This is a genomic window from Kitasatospora sp. NPDC033851, from assembly GCF_055576085.1.
This window is the reverse complement of record NZ_JBVIRL010000010.1, coordinates 294795-309653: the sequence shown is the minus strand read 5'-3', so window position 1 is coordinate 309653 and position 14859 is coordinate 294795. Positions and strand designations below refer to the sequence as shown.

General features: G+C 73.3%; 12 protein-coding genes. 4 read left to right on the top strand and 8 right to left on the bottom strand.

Annotation, left to right across the window (positions count from 1 at the left end):
- Positions 1 to 237: 237 nt before the first annotated feature.
- The 4 genes from ACZ51D_RS21530 to ACZ51D_RS21515 all read right to left on the bottom strand — a co-directional run bounded on the left by ACZ51D_RS21530 (position 238) and on the right by ACZ51D_RS21515 (position 3263).
- Positions 238 to 1254 carry a HEAT repeat domain-containing protein gene (locus ACZ51D_RS21530; RefSeq protein WP_465663279.1) on the bottom strand — a complete coding sequence of 339 codons (1017 nt, stop codon included), beginning with the start codon at positions 1252 to 1254 and terminating at the stop codon, positions 238 to 240.
- A gap of 3 nt (positions 1255 to 1257) precedes the next feature.
- Positions 1258 to 1992 (bottom strand): HEAT repeat domain-containing protein, encoded by a 735-nt coding sequence (locus tag ACZ51D_RS21525; RefSeq protein WP_465663278.1) that lies wholly within the window; start codon positions 1990 to 1992, stop codon positions 1258 to 1260.
- Positions 1993 to 2086: 94 nt separating this feature from the next.
- Complete coding sequence (locus ACZ51D_RS21520; protein WP_360491332.1) at positions 2087 to 2599, bottom strand: isochorismatase family protein; 513 nt, start codon at positions 2597 to 2599, stop codon at positions 2087 to 2089.
- On the bottom strand, positions 2586 to 3263 hold the full coding sequence (locus tag ACZ51D_RS21515) for a TetR/AcrR family transcriptional regulator C-terminal domain-containing protein (RefSeq protein ID WP_465619207.1): 678 nt from the start codon (positions 3261 to 3263) through the stop codon (positions 2586 to 2588). Before ACZ51D_RS21515 ends, ACZ51D_RS21520 begins: the two co-directional genes overlap by 14 nt.
- Positions 3264 to 3441: 178 nt before the next feature.
- Between ACZ51D_RS21515 and ACZ51D_RS21510 the strand changes: the two genes are divergently transcribed.
- On the top strand, positions 3442 to 4776 hold the full coding sequence (locus tag ACZ51D_RS21510; RefSeq protein ID WP_465663277.1) for an MFS transporter: 1335 nt from the start codon (positions 3442 to 3444) through the stop codon (positions 4774 to 4776).
- Positions 4777 to 4844: 68 nt separating this feature from the next.
- Here ACZ51D_RS21510 and ACZ51D_RS21505 read toward each other — a convergent pair whose 3' ends face one another.
- Positions 4845 to 6350, bottom strand: a complete 1506-nt coding sequence (locus ACZ51D_RS21505) for a glutamate synthase subunit beta (protein WP_465619203.1) — start codon at positions 6348 to 6350, stop codon at positions 4845 to 4847.
- 177 nt (positions 6351 to 6527) lie between these two features.
- On the opposite strand from ACZ51D_RS21505, the gene ACZ51D_RS21500 reads away from it, so the two are divergent.
- Complete coding sequence (locus ACZ51D_RS21500) at positions 6528 to 7208, top strand: response regulator transcription factor (RefSeq protein ID WP_360491344.1); 681 nt, start codon at positions 6528 to 6530, stop codon at positions 7206 to 7208.
- Positions 7205 to 8590, top strand: a complete 1386-nt coding sequence (locus tag ACZ51D_RS21495) for a HAMP domain-containing sensor histidine kinase (RefSeq protein WP_465663276.1) — start codon at positions 7205 to 7207, stop codon at positions 8588 to 8590. The genes ACZ51D_RS21500 and ACZ51D_RS21495 overlap by 4 nt, the downstream gene beginning before the upstream one ends.
- Before the next feature lie 140 nt (positions 8591 to 8730).
- Here the strand turns inward: ACZ51D_RS21495 and efeB are convergent, their stop codons facing one another.
- The 3 genes from efeB to ACZ51D_RS21480 form a co-directional block, all read right to left on the bottom strand.
- Positions 8731 to 10074: an iron uptake transporter deferrochelatase/peroxidase subunit gene (efeB, locus tag ACZ51D_RS21490; protein ID WP_465619198.1), complete on the bottom strand. Its 1344-nt coding sequence runs from the start codon at positions 10072 to 10074 to the stop codon at positions 8731 to 8733.
- Entirely contained in the window at positions 10074 to 12140 is a 2067-nt protein-coding gene (efeU, locus tag ACZ51D_RS21485) for an iron uptake transporter permease EfeU (protein WP_465663275.1), read from the bottom strand. The genes efeB and efeU overlap by 1 nt, the downstream gene beginning before the upstream one ends.
- Before the next feature lie 291 nt (positions 12141 to 12431).
- Positions 12432 to 12752 carry a hypothetical protein gene (locus ACZ51D_RS21480; protein WP_465619194.1) on the bottom strand — a complete coding sequence of 107 codons (321 nt, stop codon included), beginning with the start codon at positions 12750 to 12752 and terminating at the stop codon, positions 12432 to 12434.
- 409 nt (positions 12753 to 13161) lie between these two features.
- Between ACZ51D_RS21480 and qcrB the strand changes: the two genes are divergently transcribed.
- Positions 13162 to 14784, top strand: coding sequence for a cytochrome bc1 complex cytochrome b subunit (gene qcrB, locus ACZ51D_RS21475; RefSeq protein WP_465619246.1), 1623 nt, complete (start codon positions 13162 to 13164; stop codon positions 14782 to 14784).
- Positions 14785 to 14859 lie beyond the last annotated feature (75 nt).

The following is a 14859-nucleotide window of genomic DNA, read 5'->3' as shown; positions in this document are numbered from 1 at the left end:
CTCAAGACCCGCACCCTCTACGACGAGGCGACCGCCTGGTCACACCACGCCCAACCCATTGCCGCTTGACACCCAACGACATGGGGTGTCTGACCGGTCGCATCGCCGGCCGTCGAACCGGGCTGCGAGAGCCTGTCGACGGCCGGTCGACGGCAGGTTGACGGTCGGTCGGCAGCGGGTCGACGGCCGGTGCCGGCCGGCCGTGCGGCGCGCTGCGCACCAGCCTTCGTCCAGCCCTTACCGGGCGGCGCGCAGCTTGAGGACGTAGGTCGCGGTGAGCGCCACCGCACGGTCTTCGTCCTGGGCCAGATCCCCGAGGGCGCGTGACGCCGTCGTCCCCGGGATGTCCGCGAGCGCCTGGGTCAGCCGTCGACGGGCGGGCGTTCCGGTGGTGCCGGGGGCGAGGCGGTCGACGAGTCCGGTGGCGATCCGGTCCGCCAACGCGGGATCACCCGCGGGGTCGCCGGCCAGCGCGCTCAGTGCGTCGGCCGCGTCGGCGTCGTTCCTCGCCTCGACGATCATGTCGATGAGCGTCGGGACCGCGTCGGCCACTCCGCGTGTCCCGAGTGCCAGGGCCGCGTACCCGCGGACGACGATGTCGGTGTTCGTGAGGGCGTCCCGCAGCAGGGCGGTCGCCTCGCCGTCCGGAATCTCGGCGATGGACCGGACGGCACGTTCCCGCACCTCGGCCGCGGGTGAGCCGAGGCCCTTCGCCAGCGCTTCCAACGCGTCCTCGCCGGATTGCGCCAGAGCCCAGCGGAGGGCTCCGGCGACGTTCGGGTCCGACTCGCCGAGCACGGCCTCGGCCAGGGCTTCCACCGGTACGGAGACCTCCTCGGCGGCGGACAGGGCCGCGCGCTGGCGAGCGCCCGCGTTCTTCGACTCCAGCGCCTGGAGGAGCGAGACGGTCTGGAGGACCTCCTCCCAGCCGGCGGGTTCCGCGGCACCGATCCGACGGAGCCGGGTGAGCAGCTCCGTCTCCGCCGCGATGCGGTCCAGCGTCCGGCGGATGAGGTCGTCGACGAGTTCCGAGGGCGCGAAGCCGGGGTCATCGAGCGCGCGCCCGACGTCGCTCAGCGACAGCCCCAGGGACCGCAGGCTCTCGATGTGGAAGATCCGCCGGATGTTCTCCTCGGAGTACTCCCGGTAGCCGGAGTCAGTGCGACCCGACGGCCGTACCAGGCCGAGCGATTCGTAGTGCCTGAGCATGCGGGCGCTGACCCCGGACCGCTGCGCGACGTCACCGATCAACACTGCCTACCGCCCGTCCTGGTCGCGCCCGCCGAGGGCGACGACGCGCTTCGCCTCCTCGATCGCGAACTCGAATCCGGCGTCCGGGTCGCGCGACAGGCGTTCCGTGGCGATCGCGTGTGCGCGCACGCGGGGGTCGGGGTCCGCCGTCGCGGCGCCCAGTGCCGGCGCCATCGCCTCCCCGAGCGCGATCAGCGCCCGGCTGAGGCTCAGCTGCGTCTCGCGTTCGCCGCGCCCGAGCTGCGTCGCCAACCCTACGGCCAACGCCTGCTCCGCACCGTCGGGCACGAGAACGACGGCGGCCCGCCAGGCACTGCGGGCCACCTCCTCGTCGGTGTCGGACAGCAGCGCCGGTGTGATCGCCGGCCACGCCCGCCGGTCCCCGATCTTGGACAGCGTGTGCAGTGCCTGGCTCCGCGCCTGCGCACGCTCCGAGCGGACTTCGTCGACAAGCGCCGGGACCGTCATCGATGCCGCGTGCCGGGTGAGTGCCCACGTGAGCATTTCGCGCACGGAGAACTCGGGCTCGATCGCGCACCGCTCGATGAGCTTGCCGACGAACGCCGGCTCCGGGTTCGTGCCCACGGCCAACGCCGCCTGCAGTCGGACCGACGAGTTGTCGCTCTCCAGTCCCCGGAGGGCTCGCGCCTCGTTCGCGTTCGCCTTCGCCTTCGTGTTCGCCTTCGCGCTCGTGTTCGTGCTCTCTGTCGACATAGTCATCAGGACTACCTCCTCGGCCACAGTGAAGGCCTTGTCACTGTGTCAAGGTCAAGCAGAGCCGGGCCGAGGACCGAGGGCCGAGGGAGGCACGCCCTCGGCCCGAGGAAGGCGGGCCCTATCCCAGCCGCAGGTCCCCCGCTGCCACGACCTCCCCGAGACGCGGGAAGTCGAGTTCCACCGACGCCCGGTGTTCCTCCGCCGTGAGCGCGGTCATCGCGTCCTCGACGAACACCAGCTCGTACCCGTGGTCGGAGGCCGCGCGGGCGCTCGACTCCACCCCGAGGTTGGTGGCGATCCCGGCGAACACCAGGGTCTCCACGCCCCGTTCCCGGAGCAGTTCGTGCAGGCCGGTGCCCTGGAAGGCACCGAGGGTGCGCTTCACCACGACCTCGTCGGCCACCGCCTCGACCTCCGCGAGCAGTTCGCTCCCGGGCGGCTGCTCGGCGACGTTCGGCCGGTCGACCCGTACGGCGACGACCGGGGCGCCGGCGGCGCGGAAGGCCCGGGCGAGCTCCAGCGAGGTCGTCACCACCTCCGAACCGGCGTGCGGCGCGAGCGGGTTGGCGACGATCCGGCTCATCAGGTCGATCAGGACCAGGGCCGTGCTGCGGGGATCAAGGGTGGGCATGGCGCCAACCTAGCCCATCCCCCGGCCCGGCCGACTCCGCCGCCTCCCGGGCGATCTCCGCCCGGAACCCCTCGATCATCACGCGCAGCCCGTACTCGAAGTCGGCGTCGTGGTCCGTCATCCGCAGCACGTCGGCGGCCTCGCGTAGCAGCGGGAGTTCGCGCAGCGCGTCGTCCGGGAACGGCGGCCGCTCGCGGTCTGCGGCGTCCTGCCGCCAGGCCTGTTCCTCGGTGACCCAGCCCATGATGTACCGGTCGACGGTCAGCAGCAGCCGCAGCGCCGTGCGCGGGCGCAGCCCAGCCCGGCTGAGGGCACGCAACTGGGCCTCGACGGCCGGGAGTTCGTCGTCGGCGGGCAGGGTGCCGGCGTGCACCCGGGCGCCGTCGCGGTAGGCGAGCAGGGCGTGGCGCTTGGCGCGGGCGTCGGCGGCGATCCACGCCGGCCAGTGTTCCGGGTCCGGTTCGCGGTCGGGCGGGAGGGCCTCGGCGAGCATGGCCTCGGCCATCAGGTCGAGCAGTTCCCGCTTGTTCTTGAAGTGCCAGTACAGGGCCGGCGACTGGACACCGAGTTCGCGGGCGAGCCGGCGGGTGGTCAGCCCTTCGATGCCCTCCTCGTTGAGCAGGCGCAGCGCGGTGCGCACCACGTCGTCGCGTTGCAGCGCCATCCGTTCGACCTCCCGGGTTTAATCGCTTGCCGGACTCACCTTATCGCCGATAAGTTCCCGAGCTGGAACTTATCAGCGATAAGGACCGCCATCACTGCCAGCTGCCCACCTGCCCACCTGCCCACCTGCCCACCTGCCAGCACCGCGACGACGCCGGCCACGAAGGGACCAACCCCGTATGACCTCCACCCCCGACCGCTTCCGGTCCCGGCTGCTCCCGAACACCGCGCCCTGGCGGTCTTCCCGGGACTTCCGTCTGATCTGGACCTCCGGCACGGTCACCCTGCTCGGCTCGGTCTTCACCATGACGGCGATCCCCCTGCAGCTCGCCGACCTCACCGGCTCGCCGTGGGCCGTGGGCGCGGTCGGGGCGGTCGAACTCGTGCCCGTCATCGTGTTCGGCCTGTACGGCGGTGTCCTCGCCGACCGCGCCGACCGCCGCACGGTGGCCCTGGTCACCGAGTTCGCGCTGGCCGCGCTCAGTGCCCTGCTGCTGGCCAACGCGCTGCTCGGCGCGCCCGCCGCCTGGCCGCTCTACGTGGCCGCCGGGGTGGCCGCCGCCCTGCAGGGCATCCAGCAGCCCTCGGTCGAGGCGATGATTCCGCGCCTGGTGCCACCCGATCACCTGGTGGCGGCCGGCTCCCTGCTCTCGCTGCGCTGGAGCGTCGGCGGGGTGGTGGGCCCGGCCGCCGCCGGGCTGCTGATCGCGACCGCCGGCGCCCCTGCGGCCTACCTGGTCGACCTCGGCACCTTCCTGCTCTCGCTCGCCCTGCTCGCCCGGGTTCGGCCCGTCCCATCCGAGCGGGACGCCGTGAAGCCGCAGCTGGGCGAGTTCGTCGACGGCGCCCGGTACGCCGCGCGGCGGCCTGACCTGATCGGCACCTATCTGGCCGACCTCGCGGCCACCGTCTTCGCCCTGCCCACCGCCCTGTTCCCGTTCCTGGCCGCGGAGCTGGACGCGACGTGGGCGCTCGGCCTGCTCTACTCGGCCGGAGCGGTGGGCAGCCTGATCGCCGCGGCGACCGGCGGCTGGACCGAGCGCGTACGCCGACACGGCCGACTGGTGGTGCTCTCCGCCGCCCTGGTCGGCGCGGCGACGGCCGCGGCCGCCTTCGCCCCGGGCCTGTGGGTCGTCCTGTTCTGCCTGGCCGTCGCCGGCGGGGCGCACTGGATCGGTGACACCTTCCGCAGTGCAATCTGGAACCAGTCCATTCCGGACGAACTCCGAGGCCGCGCCGCCGGGTTGGAGATGCTGATCGGCTCCGCCGGGCCGGCCCTGGGCGATCTGCGGGCCGGCGGCCTCGCCGCCCGGCAGGGCATCCGGGCCGCCCTGCGCACCGGCGGCCTACTCTGCTTCGGCAGCGCCGCCATCCTGCCCGCCGCGATCCCCGCGCTCTGGCGCTACGACCGGGGCGCCCACCCCACCGCGCCAACCACCGCGCCGACCGCCCAACCAACCACCGCGCCAACCCTCCAACCGACCACCGGACCGGCGGCGGAGCCCACCCCATGAGGCACGCCCAGTGGCCCGGCCGGACGCGGGCACTTCAGACCTCCAGGCCGGGCGAGGGCCCTTCGGGATCACAGGGTGAGTGCCCGCGCCGAGGCCCGGATCGGCATCGGGAGTTCGGTCCGCCCCCGCAGGTAGCGGTCCACCGCCGCGGCCGCCGCCCGTCCCTCGGCGATCGCCCAGACGATCAGCGACTGTCCGCGTCCGGCGTCACCCGCGACGAAGACGCCCTCCGCCGCGGTGCCGAAGCCGTCGTCCCTGACCAGGGTGCCCTCGGACCCGGTGGCGAGGCCGAGTTGGGCGAAGAGCCGCTGGTCCGGCTCCGGCCCGGTGAAGCCCAGGGCGAGCAGTGCGAGCTGCGCCGGCAGGCTCTGTTCGGTGCCGGCCCGCGGGCTGCGGTCGGCGGGCTCGGTCTCGGCGAGGCGGACGGCGGCGAGCCGGCCGTCCGGACCGGGTTCGAAGCCCACGGTGACCGCCGCGAACTCCCGGGGCCCGGCCGCCGTGGCGCCGGACTCCTCGTGCGAGGTGGTTTCGCGGTACACCTTGGGGTGGACCGGCCAGGGCTGCCCTGGCGCCCGGCGCTCCGGTGGGCGCGGGTTGATGTCCAGCTGGGTGACCGAGGCGGCGCGTTGGCGCAGTGCCGTGCCCAGGCAGTCGGCCGCGGTGTCCCCGCCGCCGACGATCACCACGTGGCGGCCTTCGGCGGAGACCGGCGAGTCCGGGCAATCGCCCTCGTCCACCCGGTTCGCCCAGGTCAGGTAGTCCATCGCCTGGTGCACCCCGGGCAGTTGGCGTCCGGGCACCGGCAGTTCCCGGCAGGCCGTCGCGCCCACGGCGACGACCAGCGCGTCGTACCCGGCCCGCAGTTCTTCGCCCGGCAGGTCGCGGCCGACCCACACGCCGGTGCGGAACGCGGTGCCTTCGGCCCGCAGTTGGTCGAGCCGCCGTTCCAGCCGGTGCTTCTCGAGCCGGAACGGCGGGATGCCGTACCGCAGCAGCCCGCCGGGGCGGTCGGCCCGCTCGTACACCGTGGTGGCGTGCCCGGCGCGGGTCAGCTGCTGGGCGGCGGCCAGCCCGGCCGGGCCCGACCCGATCACGGCGACCCGCCGCCCGCCGCCCCGCCCGTCCCCCCGCCTGTCACCCCATCCGCCGGTCTGTTCGGGCGGCAACGGTTCGTCCCAGCCTTCCTCCCAGGCCCGGTCGGCGATCGCCAGCTCCACGTTCTTGATGGTCACCGCGGCACCGTCGATCGCCAGCACGCAGGCGCTCTCGCAGGGCGCCGGGCAGAGCCTCCCGGTGAACTCCGGGAAGTTGTTCGTCGCCAGCAGCCGGGCCGCCGCCGCCCGCCAGTCGGCGGCCGCCACCAGCCGGTTCCAGTCCGGCACCAGGTTCCCGAGCGGGCAGGCGCTGTGGCAGAACGGCAGCCCGCAGTCCATGCAGCGCTCCGCCTGTCCGCTCACGATCGGCAGCAGCGCCCCCGGCCGGTACACCTCCCGCCGGTCGTCGAGCCGTTCCCGCGCGTCCCGCCGCGCCCGCTCCGCGCGCGGGGTGGTGAAGAAGGCCATCCGGTCTGCCATCGCGGCCTCCGGCAGGGCGTGCCGACACTGACCCGGCGGCCCACCCGGCGGCACACCACCGTGTGGCCACCGTACGCCCACGAAGCAGCAGGCGAAAGCGGTACCCGGAGATGCCCGCCAGGCCGTCTACCCGACCCGCCCGGAACGGTCGTGAGCACGCCAGGGAGAATCTTCGCCATGACCCACACCGTGCTGATCGCCGAGGACGACCGGGCCATCCGCGACTCGCTCACCCGCGCGCTGATGCTGGAGGGCTACCGGGTGCGGATCGCCGCGAACGGCACCCAGACCCTGGCAGTCCTCGCCGAACAGCGCCCGGACGTCCTGCTGCTCGACGTGATGATGCCCGAGCCGGACGGCCTGGAGGTCTGCCGCCGGCTGCGCGCCGCCGGCGACCGGACCCCGGTGCTGATGCTCACCGCCCGGGTCGAGGTCCCGGACCGGATCGCCGGCCTCGACGCCGGGGCCGACGACTACCTGGTCAAACCCTTCGACGTGGACGAGCTGTTCGCCCGCCTGCGCGCCCTGCTGCGCCGCAACCACACCGCCCCGGCCACCGAGGTCCTGACCGTCGCCGACCTGCGGATCGATCCGCCCGCCCGGCGGGCCTGGCGCGCCGGAGAGGAGCTGGAACTGTCCCGCACCGAGTTCGACCTGCTGGAGCTGCTGGCCCGGCACTGCGGGGCCGTCCTCGACCAGGCCACCCTGTACGAGCAGATCTGGGGCTACGACTTCGGTCCCGGTTCGAAGAACCTCGCCGTCTTCATCGGCTACCTGCGCCGCAAGCTCGACCGCTCCGGCCTGGCCCCGCTGATCCACACCGTCCGCGGCGTCGGCTACACGCTGCGCGAGCCGTGACCGGCCCGGCGCGCCGCCGCCCGCGCCTGCCGCGCCCGGGCCTGCGCACCACCCTCTCGCTCGCCTTCGCCGCGATCGCCGCCCTGGTGGCGGTCCTGATCGGCGCGCTCGGCTATCACGCCGCCGCCCGGCTGATCCGGGACGACGAGACCGCCGACTTCACGGCGGCCGTCCGGTCCGTCGACCGGCAAGTCGAACAGCAGGTCCTCTTCCCGGGCGACTTCGCCGGCCCCAGCGGCCTGAGCGACGACCTGCTGCGCCCGATCCGGGTGACCTCGCAGGCGCTCTCCCCCGACGCCCGGGTGCTCCCCGGCACGGCCCGGCTCGACCTGCCGTCGACCCCGGCCGACCGCGAACTCGCCCGGGCCGACGAGCCCGGCCGCACCGTGACCGGGCTGCGCCGACTGCACGGAGACACCCTCCGGGTGGGCGTGGTCTCGCTCGGCGGCCGTCGCGGCGCGGTCCAGATCATCCAGCAGGTCGGCCCCACCGAGCACCTGCTGTCCGCCCTGCGGATCCGGACCGCCTCCCTGGTGGCGGTCGTCGCGGTGCTCGCGGGCGGGGCCGGCTGGCTGCTCGCCCGGTGGATCTCCGGACGGCTGGTCCGGCTCACCGAAGCGGCCGAACTGGTCGCCACCAGCGGGCGGTTGGACGTCCCGGTGCCCGCCGCCGGGACGGACGAGGTGGGCCGGCTCGGCCGGGCCTTCGACCGGATGCTGGTCCGGCTCGCCACCGCCAAGGAGAACCAGCGCCGCCTCGTCCAGGACGCCGGGCACGAGCTGCGCACCCCGCTGACCAGTCTGCGCACCAACCTCGCCGTGCTCCCGGCCATGGACCGGCTGCCGCCCGCCGAGCGCGCCGCCCTGATGGCCGATCTGACCGAGGAGGCACGGGAGTTGACCCAGCTGGTGGAGGAGCTGGTGGCACTCGCCGCGGATCGCAGGGCGGACGAGCAGCCGGCCGAGGTGGTCCTGGCCGAGGTGGTCCGTGGGGCGGCCGCCCAGGCCCGGCGGCGCAGCGACCGGGAGATCCTGGTGGACGCCGACGACACCGTGGTCACCGCCCGCCCGGACGCGCTGGCCCGGGCGGTGGGCAATCTGCTGGACAACGCCGCCAAGTTCGACCCGGCCGGCGCGGGCCCGATCGAGGTGGTGGTGCGCGGCCCACGGGTGGAGGTGCGCGACCGCGGCCCGGGCATCGACGTGGCCGACCTCGACCGGGTCTTCGACCGCTTCTACCGGGCCACCGCAGCCCGTAGCCTGCCCGGTTCGGGGCTGGGCCTGGCGATCGTGGACGAGGTGGCCCGCTCGCACGGCGGCACGGCCTTCGCGACCAACCGGGCGGGCGGCGGCGCGGTGATCGGCTTCACGCTCGGCAGGTGACGCCTGACGGCTCGAGGCTGACCACTGACAGCATCCGGCTGACGGCACGAACGGGCCCGGTGTGACCGGGCCGGCACAAACGGGCCCGGTGCCAACGGGCCCGGTGCGTCGACGCACCGGGCCCGCCGTGGAGTTCACCCTCAGACGGCGGCCAGCAGCCCCCGCCCGAGCCAGTCGGCGTTGTCCTTCACACCCGGCAGGACGAAGAAGTACCCGCCGCCGGTCGGCGAGATGTAGTCCACCAGCGGCTCCCCGATGAGCCGGGTCTGGGTCGCCTCGAACTGCCGCACCACGTCCTGCTGGTAGCAGCAGAACGCCAGGCCCATGTCCAGGTTGCCCGCCTTGTCTATGCCCCGGTCGTAGTTGTAGCCGCGGCGCAGGATGCGGGAGTCGTCGGTGTCGGCGGTGCGCGGGTTGGCGAGGCGGATGTGCGCGTCGAGGGGGATCGCCTTGCCGTCCGGGTCCTTGGCGTAGTCCGGCGCGTCGGTCTCCTGGTGGCCGTCGAGCGGCGCGCCGGTGTCGCGGCGGCGGCCGAACATCTTCTCCTGCTCGGTCAGGGTGACGCGGTCCCAGAACTCGATCAGCATCCGGATGATCCGGATCACCTGGTAGCTGCCGCCGACGGCCCAGGCCGGCTCGCCCGTCCCGCCGTTCACCCAGATCAGCCGGTCCATCTCCCGGGACGAGCCGGTGTCCGGGTTGACGATGCCGTCCTTGAAGCCGAGCAGGTTGCGCTGGGCGCCGTCCGGGCGGGACTGGTTCTGGAAGCCGTCGATCCGCCAGAGGATCTGCAGCGCGCCGCGGGTGTGCCGGGTAAGGTCGCGCAGCGCGTGCAGCACGGTGTCCTGGCGGTCGGCGCAGATCTGCAGCGAGAGGTCGCCGTGCAGTTCGGCGGCCTGCAGGTTGTCGTTGGGGAAGGTCTTCATCGGCGTCAGCTTGAGCGGCTTGGCCTTGGCCAGCCCGTAGCGGTCGTCGAAGAGCGAGGCGCCGACGCCGACCGTGACGGTCAGGTTGTCGGTGGGGACGGTCGGGCCGAGGATGCCGCTGTCCGAGGGCGGCGCGCCGACGCCGAGGTCGGGCGGGGTGCCGCCGGCGGTGAGGAAGCGGATCCGCTCGGTCAGGGTCTTGAGGAGGTCTTCGAGGCCCTTGCGGTCCTGGGCGATCACCTGGCACGACACGAAGGCCGCGTAGCCGGGGGCCGGGGTGGTGATCCCGGCCTGGTGGTCGCCGTGGAACGGGACCGCCCCGCTCTTGGCCTGCCGGCCGTCCCCGGCGGCGGCCGGGCCGGCGCCGAGGGTGAGGGCGCCGCCGCCGAGCACGGCCGCTCCGGCACCCGCGCCGAGCGCGGCCCGGACGAAGCTGCGCCGGGCCGGACCGGCCGGACAGCCGCTCTCCGCCGCGGCCACGGCGGCGGCCCGGGCGGCCTCCTGGGCGGCGGCGTGCGGGAACGGGCAGGAGCCGGCGGCTGCGGTGTGGTCGGTCATCAGGCGGCCTTCCGGATCTCGAGCAGGGCGGGGATGGGGGCGAGGTCTTCGAGCAGCTGGCCGGTGGCGCCGTTGAGCCGGCGGCGGGCGTCGGCGGACAGCCGGTCGACCGGGGTCCAGCCCTCGGGCGCGTGGGCGGCGGCGACGAGGTCGCCGACCCGCTTCATCCCGGCGTTCACCCGCACCAGCAGCTGCGGGTCGCGCTCGTCGAGCAGCGGCTGGAGCAGGGTCAGCAGCTCCTGGGTGCCGGCCAGGTCGGCCTGGGCGGTGGCCAGGTTGGTGCCGCTGCCCATGTCGGTGTCGCCGGTCAGCTCGAACTGGAGGGTGTTCTCCAGGATCTCGTGGGCGCGCAGCGGCAGGTCGGCCGGGTCGAAGTCCTGCGTCGGGAAGTCGTGGGCCAGCTTGGCGACGTTCTGCGCCAGCTCGTCCGCGACGGGCGTCAGGTCGGCGGCGGACTGGCCGTGCCACAGGCCGTACTCCAGGCACAGGAAGCCGGTGAAGCCCTGGTCCTGGTACTTGTCGGCGAGGCCGTCCGGGCGCCCGTCGATCTTGCCGTCGAGGTCGGCGAAGGTGCCGTAGGCGGCGCCGAGCGAGGCGTACTGCAGGTGCGCAGTGAGCCAGTCGGCCTTGGCGGTGGCGAGGTCGCCGGAGTGCACGTCGGCCTGGAGCTTCTGGGACTGCGTCATGAGGGTCGCGAGGCCCTGGTCGACGTAGTCCTTGTAGCTGTCGAGCGGACCCTTGAGGTCGTCCTCGGAGACCGGCTTGACGGCCTTGACCTCGCTGCCGCCGGTGAGGTGCACGGCGGCGGAGGTGACGGCGTTTCCGCCGGTGGGCACGCAGCGCCAGGCGTAGTCGCCCGAGCCGATGGTGGCGGTCAGGGCCCGGGTGGTGCCGGGGGCCAGGCCCTCGACCTCGCCGTAGACCGCGCCGGTGCCCGGGTTGACCAGGTACACCTCGGAGACCTTGTCGCCGGTGTTGTGCATCTGGAACACCTGCTGGCCGGGCTGCGGGGTGCCGAAGCCCTTGCCGCAGTCGTGCTCGGAGACGGTGACGGTGGCGGAGCTGTCCTGCTTGCCGTCGCTGACCGCGACGACGGCGCCGGCCACCACGACCGGGACGGCGACCAGCGCGACCGGCAGCACCCAGCGCGGACGCCCGGGGCGCACCGTTCCGGCCTTCTGCTCGGCGGGCGCGGCCTTCTCGGCCGCAGCCGGCCCGGAACCCGCGGCGGGAGTCGCGGCCGACGCACCCGTGCCGCCCCGGACGTCCTCGATGAAACTCGTCATCACGATGCCCAGGTACGCGACGTAGCCGACGACCTGCAGGACCGTCATGGTGACGGTCAGGTTGAGCGTGCCCTGGACGAGCGTGGCGTACCAGGACGAGGCGTCCAGGTGCCCGCTCAGGTCGAAGGCGTACGTGCTTCCGCCGCCGACCAGGCCGGACTCCTGCAGGTCGCGCAGGCCGTAGCCGAGCACGCCCGCCGCGACGACGATCAGCCCGGCGCCGGTGATGGTGAAGAACCGGGTGAGGTTCATCTTCAGCGCCCGCCGGTACAGGCCCCAGCACAGCCCGGTGGAGAGCACCAGGCCGACGGCCGCGCCGAGCAGCGGGCCGGTGGACTCCCCGGCGGTGCGCACGTTGGTCCACAGGAAGAGCGAGGTCTCCAGGCCTTCGCGGGCGACCGCGAGGAAGCTGGTGAGGACCAGCGCGCCGGCGCCCATCGCCAGCGAGGCCTGGACCTTCTCCTTCAGCTCGGCGGAGAGGGTGCGGGCCGAGCGGCGCATCCAGAACACCATCGCGGTGACGAAGCCGACCGCGATCAGGCTGAGCACCCCGCCGAACGCCTCCTGGGCGTGACCGGAGAGGGTGGCGGAGGTGAAGGTCAGCACCGCGCCGAAGCTGAGACTGAGCGCGATGGCCGCCGCGACGCCGCTCCACACCTGGGGCAGTCGGGCCTTCTGGCCCGCCCGGACCATCGTGGCGACCAGGATCGACACGACCAGTCCGGCTTCCAGGCCTTCGCGCAACCCGATCAGGAAGCTGGGAAACGCCTCATCCCACATGCAGCGGGCTCCTCCCCCGGGCCACCCCGGGCCGTCACCTGTTCTCGCCCCGCCGCGGTGGCGGTGGAGCGGCACAGCCGAACGCCCCGGACGTCGTGGTCCAGGGCGCTTCGGCTTAGCTTAGGCAAACCTTAGAGCCGCGCTGGTCAACTGCACCCCCGCTTCAGGTAACGGTTCGGTATGGAACCCCCCGCGCGTTCCCCAAACCGGCACGTCGCTGCGGTCGGCGGGAGAAGGGCAGTCGGCGGGAGACGGACGGCCGGCGGAAGGCGCGCGCCGCCGCTCGGCCCGTCACCCCCACCACTGCTCGGGTACCGGCTCCGGCTCGGCCGGGACCGTCACCGGTTCGGCGGTGCGCACCAGCAGGTCGCCCGCCTCCGTCTCGGCGACCAGGTAGCCGCACTCGCGCAGCACGAGCGCGGCCGCGCCGCTCAGCGCCGCGCGCGCCTCCCGGGTGAGCGGCCCGTCCGGCTCCGCGTCCGGCGTCCAGCCGACCACCACGCCCTCGGGGTGGTGGCCGATCCACAGCGGTGAGGGGCCCGGCGCGGTGTCGAACCCGGCGCGGGTCAGGGCTTCGGTGACGTCCTCGAAGAGTTCACGGTGATCCACCATTGGCGCAGCGTAGGCCGTGGACCGCGCGAGCCCCGGGCGCGGCGCGCGCCGAATCGGTTCAGCGGCACCCGACCGCAGCATCGGCACCCGTTGGGCCGACCGGCGGCCAGCCGATCGGGCGTCAGGGACCCCCGTCCGGCCCGACACGAGCGGCCGGACGGGCCGATGGACGTGCACAGTCGGCCCCCTGCCGACAGCATGTCAGAGTAAGCGCTCCATCACCCTGAGCAACGGGTCCAGCGGACCACCCCGGTCCGCGCGCCGGTCCGACCGGCGAGCCCGTATCGAGAGGTCCCATGATCACAACACTTCGCCGGCCGGCGTTCCCGCCGACGGGGATCCAGCACGGCACGCCGAGGACGCCGGGGAGCCCGTCGTGAGAACCGACCAGCAGTCGCAGCCGGGACCGGTGACCACCACGCGCGCCAAGCCCGCGAACAAGGCCGAGGCTCTCGCCGACTGGACCGACGGCCGGCTCGGCATCTACTCCCTGGCCAAGGCCAATCTGCGCAAGATCTTCCCGGACCACTGGTCCTTCATGCTGGGCGAGATCGCGCTCTACACCTTCGTCATCATCATCCTGACCGGCGTCTGGCTGACCCTGTTCTTCAAGCCGAGCATGGGCGAGGTCGTCTACGAGGGCTCGTACGTGCCGCTCAAGGGCGTCCCGATGTCCGAGGCCTACGCCTCGACAATCGACATCAGCTTCGAGGTCCGGGGCGGCCTGCTGATGCGGCAGATCCACCACTGGGCGGCGATCGTCTTCGTCGCCTCGATGCTGACGCACATGATGCGCGTCTTCTTCACCGGCGCCTTCCGCAAGCCGCGCGAGGTCAACTGGGTCTTCGGCGCGCTGCTGCTGTTCCTCGGCATGTTCGACGGCTTCATGGGCTACTCGCTGCCGGACGACCTGCTCTCCGGCACCGGCATCCGGTTCATGGAGGGCGCGATCCTCGCCGTCCCGATCGTCGGCACGTACCTGCAGTTCTTCATGTTCGGCGGTGAGTTCCCGGGCACCGACATCATCCCGCGGCTGTTCACCGTCCACATCCTGCTGATCCCGGGGATCATGGTGGGCCTGCTCGCGGCGCACCTGATCCTGGTCTTCTACCACAAGCACACCCAGTTCGCCGGGCCCGGCCGGACCAACGAGAACGTGGTCGGCATGCCGCTGCTGCCGGTCTACACGGCGAAGGCGGGCGGCTTCTTCTTCCTGGTCTTCGGCGTGGTCGCGGTGATGTCGGCCATCGCCACGGTCAACCCGATCTGGGCGTACGGCCCCTACCGGCCCGACCAGGTGTCCACGGACGCCCAGCCGGACTGGTACATGGGCTTCTCCGAGGGCCTGGTCCGTGTGATGCCCGGCTGGGAGATCAGCGTCTGGGGCGGCCACACCCTGAATCTCGGGGTGTTCATCCCGCTGATGATCTTCCCTACCGTCCTGATGATCATCTGGGGCTACCCGTTCCTGGAGGCGTGGGTCACCGGGGACCGCGGCGAGCACCACATCGCCGACCGGCCGCGCAACGCCCCGGTCCGTACGGCCTTCGGCGCGGCCTGGATGGGCCTGTACCTGGTCCTGCTGGCGGGCGGCGGCAACGACCTGCTGGCCACCCACTTCCACCTCTCGATCAACGCGATCACGTACGCGGTGCGGGCCGGCTTCTTCGCCGTGCCGGTGGTCGTCTTCGTGATCACCAAGCGGTGGTGCCTGGGCCTGCAGCGGCGGGACAAGGAGAAGGTGCTGCACGGCCGGGAGACCGGCGTCATCAAGCGGCTCCAGCACGGCGAGTTCATCGAGATCCACGCCCCCCTGCCGCAGGGCCGACTCTTCACCCTCACGGCGCACGACCAGCCGCGCCCGACGGTCCTGCCGCCGGAGGTGGACGAGAACGGGGTGGTCCGCAAGGCCGGCATGTGGACCCGCGCCCGGGTGAAGCTGTCCCGCGGCTTCTACGGCCAGGACAGCCAGATCGCCAAGCCCACCGCCGAGGAGCACGCGGAGGTCACGAGCGGCCACGGCCACCACTGACCCCCGCTCCGGGCAGGGCGAGGGCCCGCTGTGCCGTTGCCGGCGCAGCGGGCCCTCGCCCTTCATTCGGACGCA

What these genes read in the sequence shown, in the direction of transcription:
- ACZ51D_RS21520 (WP_360491332.1), bottom strand. Translation starts at nt 2,599, where the DNA reads ATGCCCACCCTTGATCCCCGCAGCACGGCCCTGGTCCTGATCGACCTG.
- ACZ51D_RS21515 (WP_465619207.1), bottom strand. Translation starts at nt 3,263, where the DNA reads ATGGCGCTGCAACGCGACGACGTGGTGCGCACCGCGCTGCGCCTGCTC.
- ACZ51D_RS21510 (WP_465663277.1), top strand. Translation starts at nt 3,442, where the DNA reads ATGACCTCCACCCCCGACCGCTTCCGGTCCCGGCTGCTCCCGAACACC.
- ACZ51D_RS21505 (WP_465619203.1), bottom strand. Translation starts at nt 6,350, where the DNA reads ATGGCAGACCGGATGGCCTTCTTCACCACCCCGCGCGCGGAGCGGGCG.
- ACZ51D_RS21500 (WP_360491344.1), top strand. Translation starts at nt 6,528, where the DNA reads ATGACCCACACCGTGCTGATCGCCGAGGACGACCGGGCCATCCGCGAC.
- efeB (WP_465619198.1), bottom strand. Translation starts at nt 10,074, where the DNA reads ATGACCGACCACACCGCAGCCGCCGGCTCCTGCCCGTTCCCGCACGCC.
- efeU (WP_465663275.1), bottom strand. Translation starts at nt 12,140, where the DNA reads ATGTGGGATGAGGCGTTTCCCAGCTTCCTGATCGGGTTGCGCGAAGGC.
- ACZ51D_RS21480 (WP_465619194.1), bottom strand. Translation starts at nt 12,752, where the DNA reads ATGGTGGATCACCGTGAACTCTTCGAGGACGTCACCGAAGCCCTGACC.